This is a genomic window from Austwickia sp. TVS 96-490-7B (assembly GCF_019331795.1).
Lineage (GTDB): Bacteria > Actinomycetota > Actinomycetes > Actinomycetales > Dermatophilaceae > Austwickia.
Genome location: NZ_JAHPZL010000003.1, coordinates 297,150 through 310,359, shown reverse-complemented (window position 1 = coordinate 310,359; position 13,210 = coordinate 297,150). Strand labels below are relative to the sequence as shown.

The window sequence follows — 13,210 nt, the reverse complement described above, 5'->3', positions numbered from 1 at the left end:
AGGACCATGGCTGATCTTCCTTCCGACGTCGTCGACGTCTCCCGCGGCCGCCACGAGGCCGATTCCGTGACCGACTGGCCGAGCGTCAGCGTCATCATGCCGATTCTCAACGAGGAGCCTTATCTCCAGGACGCAGTACGTCGGGTGCTGGCGCAGGAGTACCCGGGACCGGTCGAAGTGGTCCTGGCCATAGGACCATCGAAAGACCGCACCGAGGAGATCGCAGCCCAGCTGGCAGCCGCGGATGAGCGAGTCCGGGTGGTCGCCAACCCCAGCGGCCGCACCCCAGACGCCTTGAACGCCGCCGTAGCGGCAGCCCGCCATGACGTGCTGGTCCGTGTCGACGGCCACGCCGAACTCAGCGAGGGCTACATCCGCACCGCAGTCGCCGAGTTGGAACGCACAGGTGCCGTGAACGTCGGCGGGGTGATGGACGCCCAGGGCCGTACGCCGTTCGAGCGAGCCGTGGCGTGCGCGATGCGCTCGCGGATCGGTGTGGGGTCAGCGCGTTTCCACACTGGTGGTGGCGCGGGTCCGGCGGACACGGTGTATCTGGGGGTGTTTCGGCGGCGCACGTTGCTGGACATCGGTGGGTACGACGGGCATTTCACGCGGGCGCAGGATTGGGAGTTGAACCATCGGCTGCGTTTGGATGGGGGGGTGGTGTGGTTCACCCCGGAGCTGCGGGTGACTTATCGGCCCCGCCCGTCGACGGCGGCGTTGGCGAAGCAGTATTTCCATTACGGTCGGTGGCGTCGAGTGGTGGCGGCGCATCATTCGACGATTAACCCGCGGTATCTGGCGCCGCCAGCGATGGTGGTGGCGACGGTCGCAGCAACGGCGGCGGGGTTGGTGTCCCGGCGGTCTCGGGCAGCGTGGGTGGTCCCGGCGGCATATGTCGCAGGCATTGTCGGCGGTGGTCTGGCGGTGTCGAAGGGGGAGGAGCCGCGGACCCGGGCGTTGGTGCCGTTGGCTTTGGCCACGATGCATTGGTCCTGGGGGTGGGGTTTCCTGACCAGCCCGCGGGAGTTGCGTCGTCCGGCTGAGGGCTGACCGGTGTCGGCGCGGGGCGTGATGACGCAGGAAAGGATAGGTCGGTGACGGGTCAGGTCGATGTGACCATCGTGACCAGCGGACACGATGTGGCTGATGCTCGGCTGCATCGTGAGGTTGCCGGGTTGCGGGCTGCGGGTCTGTCTGTGGAGATTCTCGGGTTGGGCTCGGCCCATGGTGCTCCGGAAGGGGTCTCAGTGCGCACCTGGGACCGTCCTGGTTTAGCTGGGCGGGCTTGGCTGGCAGCGAAGTTGCCTCTGCTGGCTCGGGGCCGGGTGGTGATGGCGTTGGATCCGGATTCGGGGCTCACGACGTGTCTGGTGGCCCGAGCTCGGGGCCGACGTACGGTCGTGGACGTCCATGAGGACTATGCCGCGTTGTTGCGGGATCGGTCCTGGGCGTCGGCAGCTGGTGGTGCTCCTGGTGCGGTGGCTGGATTGATGGTGCGGGCGGCCCAACGGGCTTTTCGCACCGCCGACCTGGTAGTGGTCGCAGATGATCATGTCGGCCCGCATCAGGCTCGTCGACGCTTAGTCGTGCGTAATCTCCCGGACACCTCCTTGCTGCCTGCTCCGGGGCCGCGCGGTGAGCAGCCGCGAGCGTTGTATATCGGTGACTTGCGGGCGTCGCGAGGGTTGTTCGCGATGCTTGAGGCGATCCGGCGTGCGCCGGACTGGGAGGTCGATCTGGTCGGTCCGTTATCTGGGGTGGACGAGCCGCGGGTGCGGGCTATGGTGGCCGCTGAGAGCGATCTGGCTCGTCGAGTGCGTCTGCATGGCAGGCAACCTCCAGGGCAGGCATGGCAGCTCGCGGCAGGTGCCTGGGCTGGCCTGCTGTTATTGACGCCGACGCGCGCATTCATGGATGCCGTTCCCAGCAAGTTGTATGAATACCTGGCCTGTGGGTTGCCTGTGGTGACCACGCAGTTACGTCGTCCGGCGGAGTTGGTCGTGCGGCATCAGGCGGGTGCCGTGGTCCCGACCGGCGCTGATGAGCAGGTGGGTCGGGCCGTCGGTGAGCAGCTGCAGCGCTGGTCAGCAGACCCGCAGAGTCTGGATGAGATCCGGGGGCGGTTGGCCCGAGATGCCGTTGAGCAGGCGGGACGGTCCACCGTCTATGACGACCTGGCTGCGGCGATCGTGGCGTTGACCTGAATCAGAGGTGACCTACATCAGGTCACTGCCAGGTCGTCTCAACTGGGGCGATTAGCGATCAATCAAGCAACAGTGACGTAACGAGTGACTTAAGGAGGCCGTGATGGCCGTGCGTATCATCGACACCGCTGATGTGGCGGAGAACGCCCAGATCGGTGAAGGCAGTTCGATCTGGCATTTAGCTCAGGTCCGGGAGGATGCGGTCTTGGGAGAGAACTGCATCGTGGGCCGGGGCGCGTACGTCGGGTCAGGCGTGGTGATGGGGGATAACTGCAAGCTGCAGAACTATGCCTTGGTTTACGAACCGGCACGGTTGGGTCATGGTGTTTTTGTGGGACCGGCCGTGGTGTTCACCAATGACCATTACCCCCGGTCGATCTCCCCGGATGGCACGTTGAAGCGTGGCGATGATTGGGAGCACGTGGGTGTGACGGTCCATGATGGCGCCTCGATTGGGGCGCGCGCTGTGTGTGTGGCGCCGGTGACGATCGGGGCGTGGGCCTTGATTGCTGCCGGGTCGGTCGTGGTCAAGGACGTCCCGGCGTATGCCTTGGTGGCCGGGAACCCTGCTCGTCGTCTCCGCTGGGTCGGAGAGGCTGGAGTGCCATTGGAGGACGCCGGAGACGGTGAGTGGCGGTGCCCGCAGAGCGGCCGACGCTACCGTCAAGACGGCGAGACCCTCACCCCGCTCGGATGACGGGGGCACATCCTGGCCCGGAGGGTGCTGGACGGGTCGTCGCTGTATGTCTCGCAGCAGCGGCAGTGCAGGTCGACATGGGACGGCGTACGGCGTCAACCGGGATCGCGAAGGTGCCCGTCAACGGATCTGTCGAGGTGCGAGCCCCAGGGGATCGACGCCACGGTGCGGGAAGCGGACTGGTCGGTGATGTCGTGGTTGACCACCGGGATCACGGCGGCGACGACCAAGCGGTGTATGCGTACGCCCAAGAGGACTTGGACCATTTTGCGGCGCTGATGGGCCGCTCGTTGACGCCGGGCGTGTTTGGCGAAAACCTGACGACGGTCGGTGTGGATGTCAGTGGCGCCGTGGTCGGTGAACGGTGGCGGGTTGGTGCCACGCTGGAACTGGTAGTTCGTAGCCCTCGGATCCCTTGCGGGGTGTTCCGGGCCTGGATGGGCCAGCCTGGATGGTTGAAGATGTTCACGGACGAGGGGCTACCGGGCACATACCTTGCGGTGGCCGTGCCGGGTCAGGTGCAAGCTGGCGACTCGGTGATCGTGACGCACCGGCCGAGGCACGGGGTGCGGATCAGCGACCTCTATCGGGCCTCAATGGGTGAGCCAGAACGGTGGCCTGACCTCTTGGCCCGTGCCAGCGATGATCTGGATGAGACGACACGACAAACGGCTGCCGAAGCGATGGGGCGTCTCTCCTAAGGAGGCCTGGCCGGGACCTGGTCTGACTCGTCCCGGCCAGGCAGGATCACCAGGAGAGCAGCACACTCAACAACCACCACACGGTGAATGCGGCTGCCATGACCATAACTGTGAGAATCGCTGCGACGAGCAGCACCGCCCGCAGTAGGTAACCGCGATAGCTCACCGGGACAGTCCGTCCCTCGACCAGTGCCCGCTCCAGCAGTCGCACATTCTTCACGTTGGCGCGGTGCGCGGCATCAGCCACGTCACCGACGACGGGCAGCAGACCCAGGATCGCATCAAACATCAGGTTCCACCCCATCAACAGCAGCAAGCGCAACGGGATGCGATGCCGGACAGCGTCGATGAGGATCGCTGCGGCCAGGACGGTGCTGACCGAATCGCCGACTCCCGGGATCAACCCGATCACAGCGTCCAGGCCAAAACGGAACCGGGTGCCGGGAACCCGCACCATCTCGTCGAGGAGCCAGGCCAGGCGACGGCGACGGGCCAGGGCGGCATCGGATGAGGGTGCAAGGCTGGTGGACATGGGCTTCACCTTAAGTCGTGATGGCACCCATGAGCACCGCTATCCATCCGGCGATCAGGGCATATTGCTGCCCCTGCCTGGAATGTGGCCTCAGTGGCCGCGGTCATCTCTCCAGCGACGTTCGGAATAAGAACATGGATGTGCGGTTCGGGCCTGAGTGAAAAGACCGATTAGGCGCCTGTCTAACAATGCCATGCCCCCAAGACTGGGCAGCTGCAGAAGTTATTTTAGTGATAGTTGTCACAGTTCCTCATCGATGGAAAAAATCGTGAGATAAAAAAGCTGCTACGACGTGGACGGTTGGGTAGAGTATCGCTGACCGGCTGCAAAAACTGGGGCGATCGATCCCAACGCGGTCACTGTGAAATGTTACAGCAATCAAGTTCGCACAGCTGAAACGGTTGAAGCTCTATGGTGGAACATTACCCTGGTGGCGCCCCCATTGTTGGTTCGATTTATTCGATTCTGCCATCCCGCGCTTAACGACCTAAGGAAGACTGGATATGCCGACATGTGAATCCAGGCACAGTTCGCAAAATCGATACATTTTTGATTTAGACGGCACGCTTGCATTTGATAGCCCGTCGGGTTACGGGATATCTCCCGAGGTGCGCAGTGCTCTGCGTAGTCTTAAAGCCAGCAAACCTGGTGATACTTTTATCGTAGCTTCGTCCCGCGCGTCGAGAGGCATCAGGGCACTCTTGGGATCCGACTGTGATTTATTTGACTTTTATTACTCACTGAATGGGGCATTGGTTTTAAATTCTCAATTTGAAACAGTCGAAAAAATTGAATTCGAGAAGAGTGTGGCATGCGCTACGGCTCAATTGCTTTCCGGCAAGGCGATCCCCTTCTATGTTGATAGGGGTGATAGTTTCGAGGTTTTCGGAGGGGGTTTTGATTGGCTGGCGCATCCGTCGCGCGTGGATTCCGACTTTGCAGAAGTATGCAATTTAAATCCTTATGGAATATGTAAAATTTCGTTGACCATTCGCGATGGTGACGAGCTGCAATTCCAAGACTCGTTGTCCGGTGCGTTCAGTGTGAACCACCATCACGATGGGGTTATTGACCTCACTCCAGGGAGAGTCGGCAAAGAAGTTGCCGTCGTGCGGGGGCAAAGGCGTGGTGAGAGGGTGACAATGTTTGGCAACGACAATAATGATATTAAGGCGCTGAGTCTCGCTGACTATGGAGTGGTGGTCGGAGATGAGATTTCCTCGTTGAGGACGATGCCTCGTCAACGTGTGGAGCGCATCCCAGCCTTGGCGAGCTCAGTGGCAGGCATGCTGAGAAAAATTGCGCATGACGAATGATTGTCATCACTGACTGTTGCGAATGAGATATTTTTCAATGCGCAAGAAAAGCGTGTCGTGATGGCTGGGTGGGATGAATGCCCTGATCGTCGGGCTGGTTATCTGGCTGGTCATCGAGCTGCGCGTCCAATGGCTCGGATAATCGCCGGTTGCTATGCATTCTTGGGTGTATTTTTGGCGATGTCTGGACTGCGTGATGGGAGCGATCCTTCCGCAACCACGATCGCCCTTTTTGTGGTGACCTACGTTGGCTTCGTCGCCGGTCTGTTGGGGGTTGTCCTGCGTGCCAATGCAGGAGCCAGGTCAGCGCTCTGAAACGGCGTCTATGGCGCCGTCCAGGCCGGAGCCTCCGCAACACCAATACACGTTGTTTTCCCGGACGAGTAAACCCATCTCCACGAGGTAGCAGCGAAGCGCTGCGTAGTCGCCATACCGGCGTAACAAAATGTCGTTGACGTACTTTTTTAAAAACTGTCGGGACGGCTCAACACCTGAATGAACCGACTGAAGCCTGATTGTGCCGATGCGGCGGTCTCAGCCCAGGGTGATGGCAGGCGGTAGGCCCACTAATTGTCATACAGTGCGTGCTTAGAGTGGGGCGACTGATCGGCGAGATGCCGTATGACGATTCCGGCTCCAATGAGTGCGGCACCCAGACAGATGCAGACATGGCCCAGGGATAACATGACACGCCCCACCCCGCACCACATCGCAAGCCCCGGGAGAAGATAGTCAATACTGCCAACGGGAGCTTGCTGGACCACAACCCCGAGGATCATCAGGCTGATTCCTACGGGCATTCATCGTCCGCTGAGCATCGATGTTTTGGCCATGATTCCCCGATCTGATACTGACGGGCATTGCTGGTGGGCACCGTCAAAAGACGATGATTTTTACTAGCCACCATACGCTGCGAGTTGCCATAACGAGGCTCAGCGCAAAGACGGATGAGGTGAGGAGTGCCGCTTGACCCAGGTACCCGCCGTAACTGGTCGACACGGTCTGTCCCTCGACTAATGCCCGTTCAAGCAGCTGGAGGTTTTTGACATTGGCGCGGCTCGCGGCATCGGCGAGGTCCCCGATGAAGGGGACCAAGCCGAGCAGCGTGTCAACGATCAGGTTCCATCCCATCTCCAGGAGCACCGGCACCGGGATCCGATGACGGATCGCATCAATGAGTACCGCGATGGAGAGCATGGCGCTGAACGAGTCGCCCACACCGGGGATCAGGCCGATTAGGGCGTCCAGGCCGAAGCGAAACTTCGTGCCGGGGACTGGTACCAGATCGTCCAGGAGCCAGACCAGCTGTCGGCGCCAGGTGGGGGAGTCGCTAGGAGGTGGGGCGAGGCCAGTCAACATGGCGCTCACCTTAAAAGCTTGTCCTTAAAGGAAATTCAACGTACGTCGTACAGGTAGAGCCGGTATGTGCGCATCACGGAGATGAGAGTGGCGGCGTAGGTGGGGGAGGTCGCATAGCCGGCCTTGTGGATCTCACGGGCGAACTGGTCGGGGTTGCGGGTGTAGCTGAACGCTTTGGCATAGCGGGGGTTGACTCGCAGGAAGTTGCCGTGATCCTTCATGGAGGCGGCTACGGTGCCATACGTGCGGAACGACGCTTTCTGCGGGCTGCACTTGCCCTTCGCGCACTCCTGCGTGGTCATCGTGATGCACCCTTTGGCGTAGGGGCCGGTCCCGGACAGGCATTTGATGCCAAAGTAGTTGTTGCTTTGTGAGGCAAGTTTGGACTGTCCCCAGCCTGATTCGAGAATCGCCTGCGCGAGGGTCACGGACGCGGGCACGCCGGTGGCGCGTTGGCTCTGCCGAGCTGCCGGGGCCAGGGTGGCGATGAAGGTGCTCTGGGATTTCGCGGGTGCAGCCTGCGCGGTGGACTCAAGGGGGGACATGGGGCTGAGGATGGGGACAGCAGCCCCGGTCAGGGTCGCCACAGCGGTGACGAGGGTACGGCGAGGGGTGAGTTTCGGCCAGGTCATGCGTGCTCCTCGGGGTTTCCGACGGGGAAGGGGCCAGGACGGCCCGAGTGCCCGGTCGTCGCCTCAGGCTGATGCAGCACATAACGTGATCATTCCGTGACCTAGCTGTGACCATATGAAGCGTCACACCCCCGCCGTCCCGCTCAGCGACTGAGCAGACCCTCGGTGATGAGCACCACGCCAAAAATCGCCAACGCTGACGCTGCTGTCACAGCAACCACACGTTGCGGCAGCGAGCGACCCAACCAAGCGCCCACTCCGATGGCCAGCGCGTCAGCAGCAACCATGCCCACTGTGCTGCCGACCCACGTGCCGAACCATCCTTCCTGTGTCGCCAATGTCACCGTCGCCAACATGGTCTTGTCGCCCAGCTCCGCCATAAAAAACGCCGTCCCCACGGCGACTACAGCCATGCCGGTGCTCCGACGGGCAGCCTGGGCTTCGTCGTCGGTCAGCTCGTCCCCTCGGATCGTCCACGCTGCAAAGACCAAGAAAGCTACCCCTGCGCCAATAGAGATGCCCCACTGATATTCAGCCAAACCGCTCCCGAGGGCCCGCCCTAAGCCCACCGACACCAAATGCACCAGCGCGGTCGCCACCGTGATGCCCAGCAGCACATCGCGGGTTTTGTACCGGGTGGCGAAGGTCATCGCCATCAACTGGCTTTTATCGCCCAATTCGGCCAAGAAGATCACAGCGGTGGACAGCAGGAAGGCATGCACGGGGAAGCTCCTCGCAGAGTCAGCGTCCACCGGAGACCTCGAGGGAGAGCTTCGGCCGACGCAGGTGGGTATGCGTCATCGGCCGAAAGTCTCGTCCGCCACTATCAGTGGCCGTCCGTACCGGGCTCGGGATGAGCTGAGCCAGCATGTCGACACGGACGTGAGTTAAGGACTACTCCCTTTCGCGACCCGTCAACTCTACCGGCTCATCCATTGCCCAGGCCGTCGTGACCATGTGCGCCAACATGAGGAACCACATTGGCAGCGCCAAAGCAGTGCTCACCACGATCGCGGTGATGACAAAAGCCACACACAAGACCGCAATTTCCACCCGATACGCAATCAGCTGAGAGTCCTGTGCGTGCCGCTCAGCACGTCGTAAAACTTCCCCGCTGAGACGACGCTGCGGACGCACCACTCGCCACAACAGCACCGCCAACAGCACTGCCAACGGCACGGCGACCACTAATCCATACTGGGAAAGGATTTCCACAAACGCGTTATGGGCATTGATGGTGGGATCGGGCACCCCTGCCGGCCGCTCCCGACCGAGCTCATATTCAAACGTCCCCGGTCCCGTCCCCCAGAGGGGGTGCTCCCGCCAATAACGCAGCCCCGCCTCCACCAAACTCCACCGCAACCCATCAGATTGCACGGTGGCTTGAGCTTTGGGAGAACGCAACAACGGATTGTGCGCCGCCAACGCCGGGACAGCAAACATCGCCACCGCCAGCGCAGAAAACGCGGCACCCGCCGCGATCGCCGTACGACGAGCCCGCGGCGAACGTGCCACAGCGCGCCACCACCCCCAACGGGCAGCAGCGCCCACCGCCGTGATCAGCACCTGCACCGCGATCGCCGCGAAGGCACCACGGCTCTCAGTGCGCCACGTCAACCAGGTCGCACCAGCAGCACCAACCAACAACAGCGCCACCATGCTCCGCCGCCGCTGATCCAGCGACCACGCCAGCAACACCCCAGTCACCGCAACCAAGACGCAACCGTAATTGTTGGGATTGGCAAACGGCCCCGCCGGGACATGCGCGTGGAAATACCACACCACCCACTTAGTGACGATGATGTGTTCGTTGGCCACGACCTCCCGAATCGCCACCGGTGCAGTGGTCATCAACACCGCAGCCCACGCCCACCGATACCCCAACACTCCCCGCCGCGATCCCCGCCCCAGGAGGATCGACGCCCCCGACAACGCGGCACAGGCCGCCATCATCGTGACCTCAGCGCTCGCTGATGGCCGCGCCTGCTCCGGGATCGATGTCCACGCCAGCGCAGTGACTCCTGCCCAGGCCACCCACCAAGCCAGCCAGCACTGCACCGGACGGGATCGCCACCATCGCGACCTGAACACCGCGATGACAGCCACGCTCAGCACCGCGGCGGCAATCAGGTAGATCGGGATGCGAGCAGCACCTTTGAGGCGCAGCGAGATCTGACTCACCCAGGTCAGCAGCAGACATAGCGCGACGATGGCACCAGGGGCGACAGCATCGGCGCGATCTAGGAGGCGACCCCACGTTCCGCCAGGGGAGGTGCTGTTCACGACTGGCGCAGACCGGACCATTGTTCGTGTCGACGATGGGTGGAAAGAATGAAATTCACTGCCCGCTGCGAACAGTTGTCGATGGCGTAATCCTCCGGCACCACCGGATGCACCCGCCCGTCACCATCCCGTTCGGCCAGTACGGTGCGCAATCCTTCAACCACGTTCTCCGGATCCAGACCTGTCATCACGATCGCACCGGTGTCCAAAGCCTCGGGGCGTTCAATGGAGTCCCGCAATGTCACCGCGGGGAACCCCAGCAGTGCGGACTCCTCACTGATGGTGCCGGAGTCGGACAACACGGCCAAAGACTCCTGTTGCAGCCGCACATAGTCCGCGAATCCCAGCGGAGCATGGAAGACGATCTGCTCAGAGAGCACTCGACCGGTTTCGGTGAGCAGAGCATCGACCCGTTTGCGGGTGCGCGGGTGGGTGGAGACCAACATCGGTACGTCGTACTCCCGTTGTGCCGCTTCCAAACAATCCAGGAGTGCAGCCAAACGTGCTGGGGAGTCGACGTTCTCCTCACGATGTGCGCTGACCAACAGAAACCCTTGCGAGGTGAGGCCCGCATCGGTAAGCACCTGTGAGGCCGCGAACTGGTCCCGGTGGTGCAGCAGCACTTCTTTCATCGGAGAGCCGGTCTTGAGGATACGTCGCGGTGCCATGCCCTCGGCGAGCAGGTTACGTCGAGCATGCTCGGTATACACCAGGTTGTAATCCGAGACGTGATCCACCATGCGGCGGTTGGTCTCTTCCGGGACGTTCTCGTCAAAACACCGGTTGCCGGCTTCCATGTGATAAACGGGGATTCGCATTCGTTTGGCCATCACCGCAGCGATACACGAATTGGTGTCACCCAACACCAATAACGCGTCGGGACGCTCCTGAAGGATGGCTTCCTCGGTGCCCGCTAACACCCCACCCAGCACGGCACCCAACGAGCCAGTGTTGACCTCCATAAACCGGTCGGGCTTACGGATCCCCATCTCCTCGAAGAAGATCCCGTTTAATTCATAGTCATAGTTTTGGCCGGTGTGCACCAGCACGTGATCACATGTCGCATCCAGCCGCGCCATCACCCGGGAGAGCCGGATGATCTCCGGCCGAGTGCCGACGACGGTCATCACTTTGGTCACAGGGCAGTTCCTTCCGTCGTACCGCCCGGTCGTGACCCGGCAGCGGCGGGCACCGGCAGCACCGGATGCGGGTAGGTATCGGCATCCTGAGGGTTGTATAACTCGTTGATCCAGAACAAGGTGAGCATTTCGTCATCACCGACATTGGTGATGGAGTGCGTCCACAATGTAGGCATGTCGACGGCGACTGGGCTATCCCCGCTGACCGGGATCTCCACGAGCCGATCGGTGCACATCTGCCGTAACCGGATGACCCCGCTGCCCCGGACCACGACGAACCGTTCGATCTTGCGGAAATGCAGATGGTCGCCACGAGTGACTCCCGGCACTGTCGTCGAAAACGAACTCTGCCCAGACCCGCCGTGCTGTCGGAGCACTTCGACAAAATCGCCACGGGCGTCGCTGTGCGGAGTCAACGGGAACGACAACTGGCCCTGGTCCCATCGGGCGGCCCGCAGCACATTGAACAGCCTGACGTCGATGAGGTCAGCCAGCGCGGGAATCTGACCCGTGGCATAGACCTCCTGGAAAGACGCCATACGATCCGCGATCCAGGAGATGCGCAGCGGGGTGACCGACTCAGGGCGGATCATCGATGGCGGATCCGAGTGCAGGGCCGCACTCCACAGGTCAGTCACCGCATCCTGGACGTGCAACAGCGGGATCTCGCGATCACCGGTGACAGTAGGGACCTCCCCACCGGCGATGCGGTGCGCGAACGTCGCAACGAACGAGTTGTAGTCCGGGCGGCCGTGCTCGCCGTACAAGTTGGGCAAGCGCACCTCGACGCAGCTGCGACCAGCTCGTGCTGCGGCGGCAGCGAGATGCTCGGCGGCGCGGCGTTTGCCGATTCCGTACGCCGTCGCTTCCGCACCGATGAGATCGGCTTGGGTGGATCCAGCGATGACAGTGCGGGCCTGACATCCGGTGGTGGCCATCGCATCGGCGAGTCGCTCGGCCAGAGCGATATTGCCGTCGCGCACCTCATCCTCAGCGGCGCGGTTGATGCCGGCCAGATGGAGGACCGCGTCCTGCGGACCCAATCCCGCCAGAGCAGCTTCCAGATCCGGACCGGCGAAAGCCGCCCGATCTATCGGAATCACATGGATGTCAGGGACGGTGGCCAGCCGGGCGCGGGTATGCCAGCCGAGGAAACCAGCAGCACCAGTGATCACGACGGTGGTCACGCGCGGCCCTCGACGATCGCCTGCATCTCCGGCAGGGTCAGCAGCAGTTCCTGAGTGGCGGCCACATCGAGGCGGTCAGTGTTTTCCGAGGTGTAATCCTGCAACTCCACGACTTCCTGGCTGCCTTCGTCAAAGTACTCCTCATACTGCATGGAACGAGCATCGACCGGCACTCGGTAATACTCTCCCCGATCTTCGGCCTTGACCATCTCCTCGCGGGACAACAGCGTCTCATGCAGTTTTTCTCCGTGCCGGGACCCAATCACTCGAATCGGATGGTCGGGGTGCCCCATCAGGGTAGCGACCGCACGGGCCAGCACCTCCACCGTGCAGGCCGGCGCTTTCCGTACGAACAGGTCACCCGGCTCAGCATGGGCGAAGGCGTATTTGACCAGGTCGACTGACTCTTCCAATGACATCAGGAAGCGGGTCATCGTCGGTTCGGTCAGCGTCAGAGGCGCACCGGCACGGACCTGCTGCACAAATAGGGGAATGACGCTCCCACGGCTATACATCACGTTGCCGTAGCGGGTGACGCTAATGGTGGTGGGCGAATCGGGTTGTTGCCGGGCAAAGGCCTGCGCGGTCTTCTCCATGAGCGCCTTGGTCATTCCCATCGCGTTGACCGGGTAGACCGCCTTGTCGGTGGATAAACAGACCACCGAACGAACTCCGGCCGCCGCCGCCTGCTCGATGACGTGATGGCTGCCGACCACGTTGGTCTTCACTGCTTGCTGCGGGAAGAATTCACAGCTGGGGACCTGCTTCAGTGCCGCCGCATGGAAGACGTAGTCGGCGCCCACGAACGCTTTAGCCACGCTCTCGGGGTCACGGACATCGCCGATGAAGCAGCGCAGCCGGGCATCAGCAAACCGCAACCGCATGTCGTGCTGTTTCGCCTCGTCCCGACTGAGGATATGGACGGCGGCGACATCCTCAGCGAGGAGATGACGGGCCATCGTTGACCCGAACGAGCCAGTGCCTCCAGTGATGGCGACGGTTGCGCCGGACAGGCTGGTCATGGATGCGCTCCTTCGAGAATCGCCGCCTAGGGCGAGTAAGAATCATCTCTGCGGACGCAGAGAACACTGATTCCCGCATACGCGGGGGACGGCGTACCCCCGCATACGCGGGGAAGAAATCAATGATTGACAGAC

At 62.0% G+C, this 13,210-nt stretch carries 15 protein-coding genes; 6 read left to right on the top strand and 9 right to left on the bottom strand.

Annotated features, from left to right (window positions below):
* Positions 1–6: 6 nt before the first annotated feature.
* The 4 genes from KEM60_RS04005 to KEM60_RS03990 all read left to right on the top strand — a co-directional run bounded on the left by KEM60_RS04005 (position 7) and on the right by KEM60_RS03990 (position 3,605).
* Positions 7–1,053, top strand: a complete 1,047-nt coding sequence (locus tag KEM60_RS04005; protein WP_219106205.1) for a glycosyltransferase family 2 protein — start codon at positions 7–9, stop codon at positions 1,051–1,053.
* 44 nt (positions 1,054–1,097) lie between these two features.
* Positions 1,098–2,207, top strand: coding sequence for a glycosyltransferase (locus tag KEM60_RS04000; protein WP_219106204.1), 1,110 nt, complete (start codon positions 1,098–1,100; stop codon positions 2,205–2,207).
* A 103-nt stretch (positions 2,208–2,310) separates the two neighbouring features.
* A complete protein-coding gene (locus KEM60_RS03995) occupies positions 2,311–2,904 on the top strand; it encodes an acyltransferase (protein WP_219106203.1) in 594 nt (197 codons plus the stop codon).
* Positions 2,901–3,605 carry an MOSC domain-containing protein gene (locus KEM60_RS03990; RefSeq protein ID WP_219106202.1) on the top strand — a complete coding sequence of 235 codons (705 nt, stop codon included), beginning with the start codon at positions 2,901–2,903 and terminating at the stop codon, positions 3,603–3,605. Before KEM60_RS03995 ends, KEM60_RS03990 begins: the two co-directional genes overlap by 4 nt.
* Before the next feature lie 46 nt (positions 3,606–3,651).
* On the opposite strand, the gene KEM60_RS03985 is transcribed toward KEM60_RS03990, so the two are convergent.
* Entirely contained in the window at positions 3,652–4,137 is a 486-nt protein-coding gene (locus tag KEM60_RS03985; protein ID WP_219106201.1) for a DUF4112 domain-containing protein, read from the bottom strand.
* Between the two features lie 503 nt (positions 4,138–4,640).
* Between KEM60_RS03985 and KEM60_RS03980 the strand changes: the two genes are divergently transcribed.
* Together KEM60_RS03980 and KEM60_RS03975 are read left to right on the top strand one after the other, a co-directional pair.
* Positions 4,641–5,453, top strand: coding sequence for an HAD hydrolase family protein (locus KEM60_RS03980; protein WP_219106200.1), 813 nt, complete (start codon positions 4,641–4,643; stop codon positions 5,451–5,453).
* 60 nt (positions 5,454–5,513) lie between these two features.
* The gene (locus KEM60_RS03975; protein ID WP_219106199.1) at positions 5,514–5,768 is read left to right on the top strand and encodes a hypothetical protein; all 255 of its coding nucleotides are present in this window, start codon (positions 5,514–5,516) and stop codon (positions 5,766–5,768) included.
* On the opposite strand, the gene KEM60_RS16820 is transcribed toward KEM60_RS03975, so the two are convergent.
* The 8 genes from KEM60_RS16820 to KEM60_RS03935 form a co-directional block, all read right to left on the bottom strand.
* Positions 5,757–5,969, bottom strand: a complete 213-nt coding sequence (locus KEM60_RS16820; RefSeq protein WP_370626302.1) for a DUF2087 domain-containing protein — start codon at positions 5,967–5,969, stop codon at positions 5,757–5,759. The genes KEM60_RS03975 and KEM60_RS16820 overlap by 12 nt on opposite strands.
* Positions 5,970–6,329: 360 nt before the next feature.
* Positions 6,330–6,812, bottom strand: a complete 483-nt coding sequence (locus tag KEM60_RS03965) for a DUF4112 domain-containing protein (protein ID WP_219106198.1) — start codon at positions 6,810–6,812, stop codon at positions 6,330–6,332.
* A gap of 35 nt (positions 6,813–6,847) precedes the next feature.
* The gene (gene gsmA, locus KEM60_RS03960) at positions 6,848–7,444 is read right to left on the bottom strand and encodes a sporangiospore maturation cell wall hydrolase GsmA (RefSeq protein ID WP_219106197.1); all 597 of its coding nucleotides are present in this window, start codon (positions 7,442–7,444) and stop codon (positions 6,848–6,850) included.
* 143 nt (positions 7,445–7,587) lie between these two features.
* Positions 7,588–8,166 (bottom strand): TMEM165/GDT1 family protein, encoded by a 579-nt coding sequence (locus KEM60_RS03955; RefSeq protein ID WP_219106196.1) that lies wholly within the window; start codon positions 8,164–8,166, stop codon positions 7,588–7,590.
* A gap of 172 nt (positions 8,167–8,338) precedes the next feature.
* Complete coding sequence (locus KEM60_RS03950) at positions 8,339–9,727, bottom strand: O-antigen ligase (RefSeq protein WP_219106195.1); 1,389 nt, start codon at positions 9,725–9,727, stop codon at positions 8,339–8,341.
* Positions 9,724–10,866, bottom strand: coding sequence for a non-hydrolyzing UDP-N-acetylglucosamine 2-epimerase (wecB, locus tag KEM60_RS03945; RefSeq protein ID WP_219106194.1), 1,143 nt, complete (start codon positions 10,864–10,866; stop codon positions 9,724–9,726). The genes KEM60_RS03950 and wecB overlap by 4 nt, the downstream gene beginning before the upstream one ends.
* Positions 10,863–12,053: an NAD-dependent epimerase/dehydratase family protein gene (locus KEM60_RS03940; protein WP_219106193.1), complete on the bottom strand. Its 1,191-nt coding sequence runs from the start codon at positions 12,051–12,053 to the stop codon at positions 10,863–10,865. The genes wecB and KEM60_RS03940 overlap by 4 nt, the downstream gene beginning before the upstream one ends.
* Positions 12,050–13,075, bottom strand: a complete 1,026-nt coding sequence (locus KEM60_RS03935) for a polysaccharide biosynthesis protein (protein WP_219106192.1) — start codon at positions 13,073–13,075, stop codon at positions 12,050–12,052. Before KEM60_RS03935 ends, KEM60_RS03940 begins: the two co-directional genes overlap by 4 nt.
* Positions 13,076–13,210: the final 135 nt, after the last annotated feature.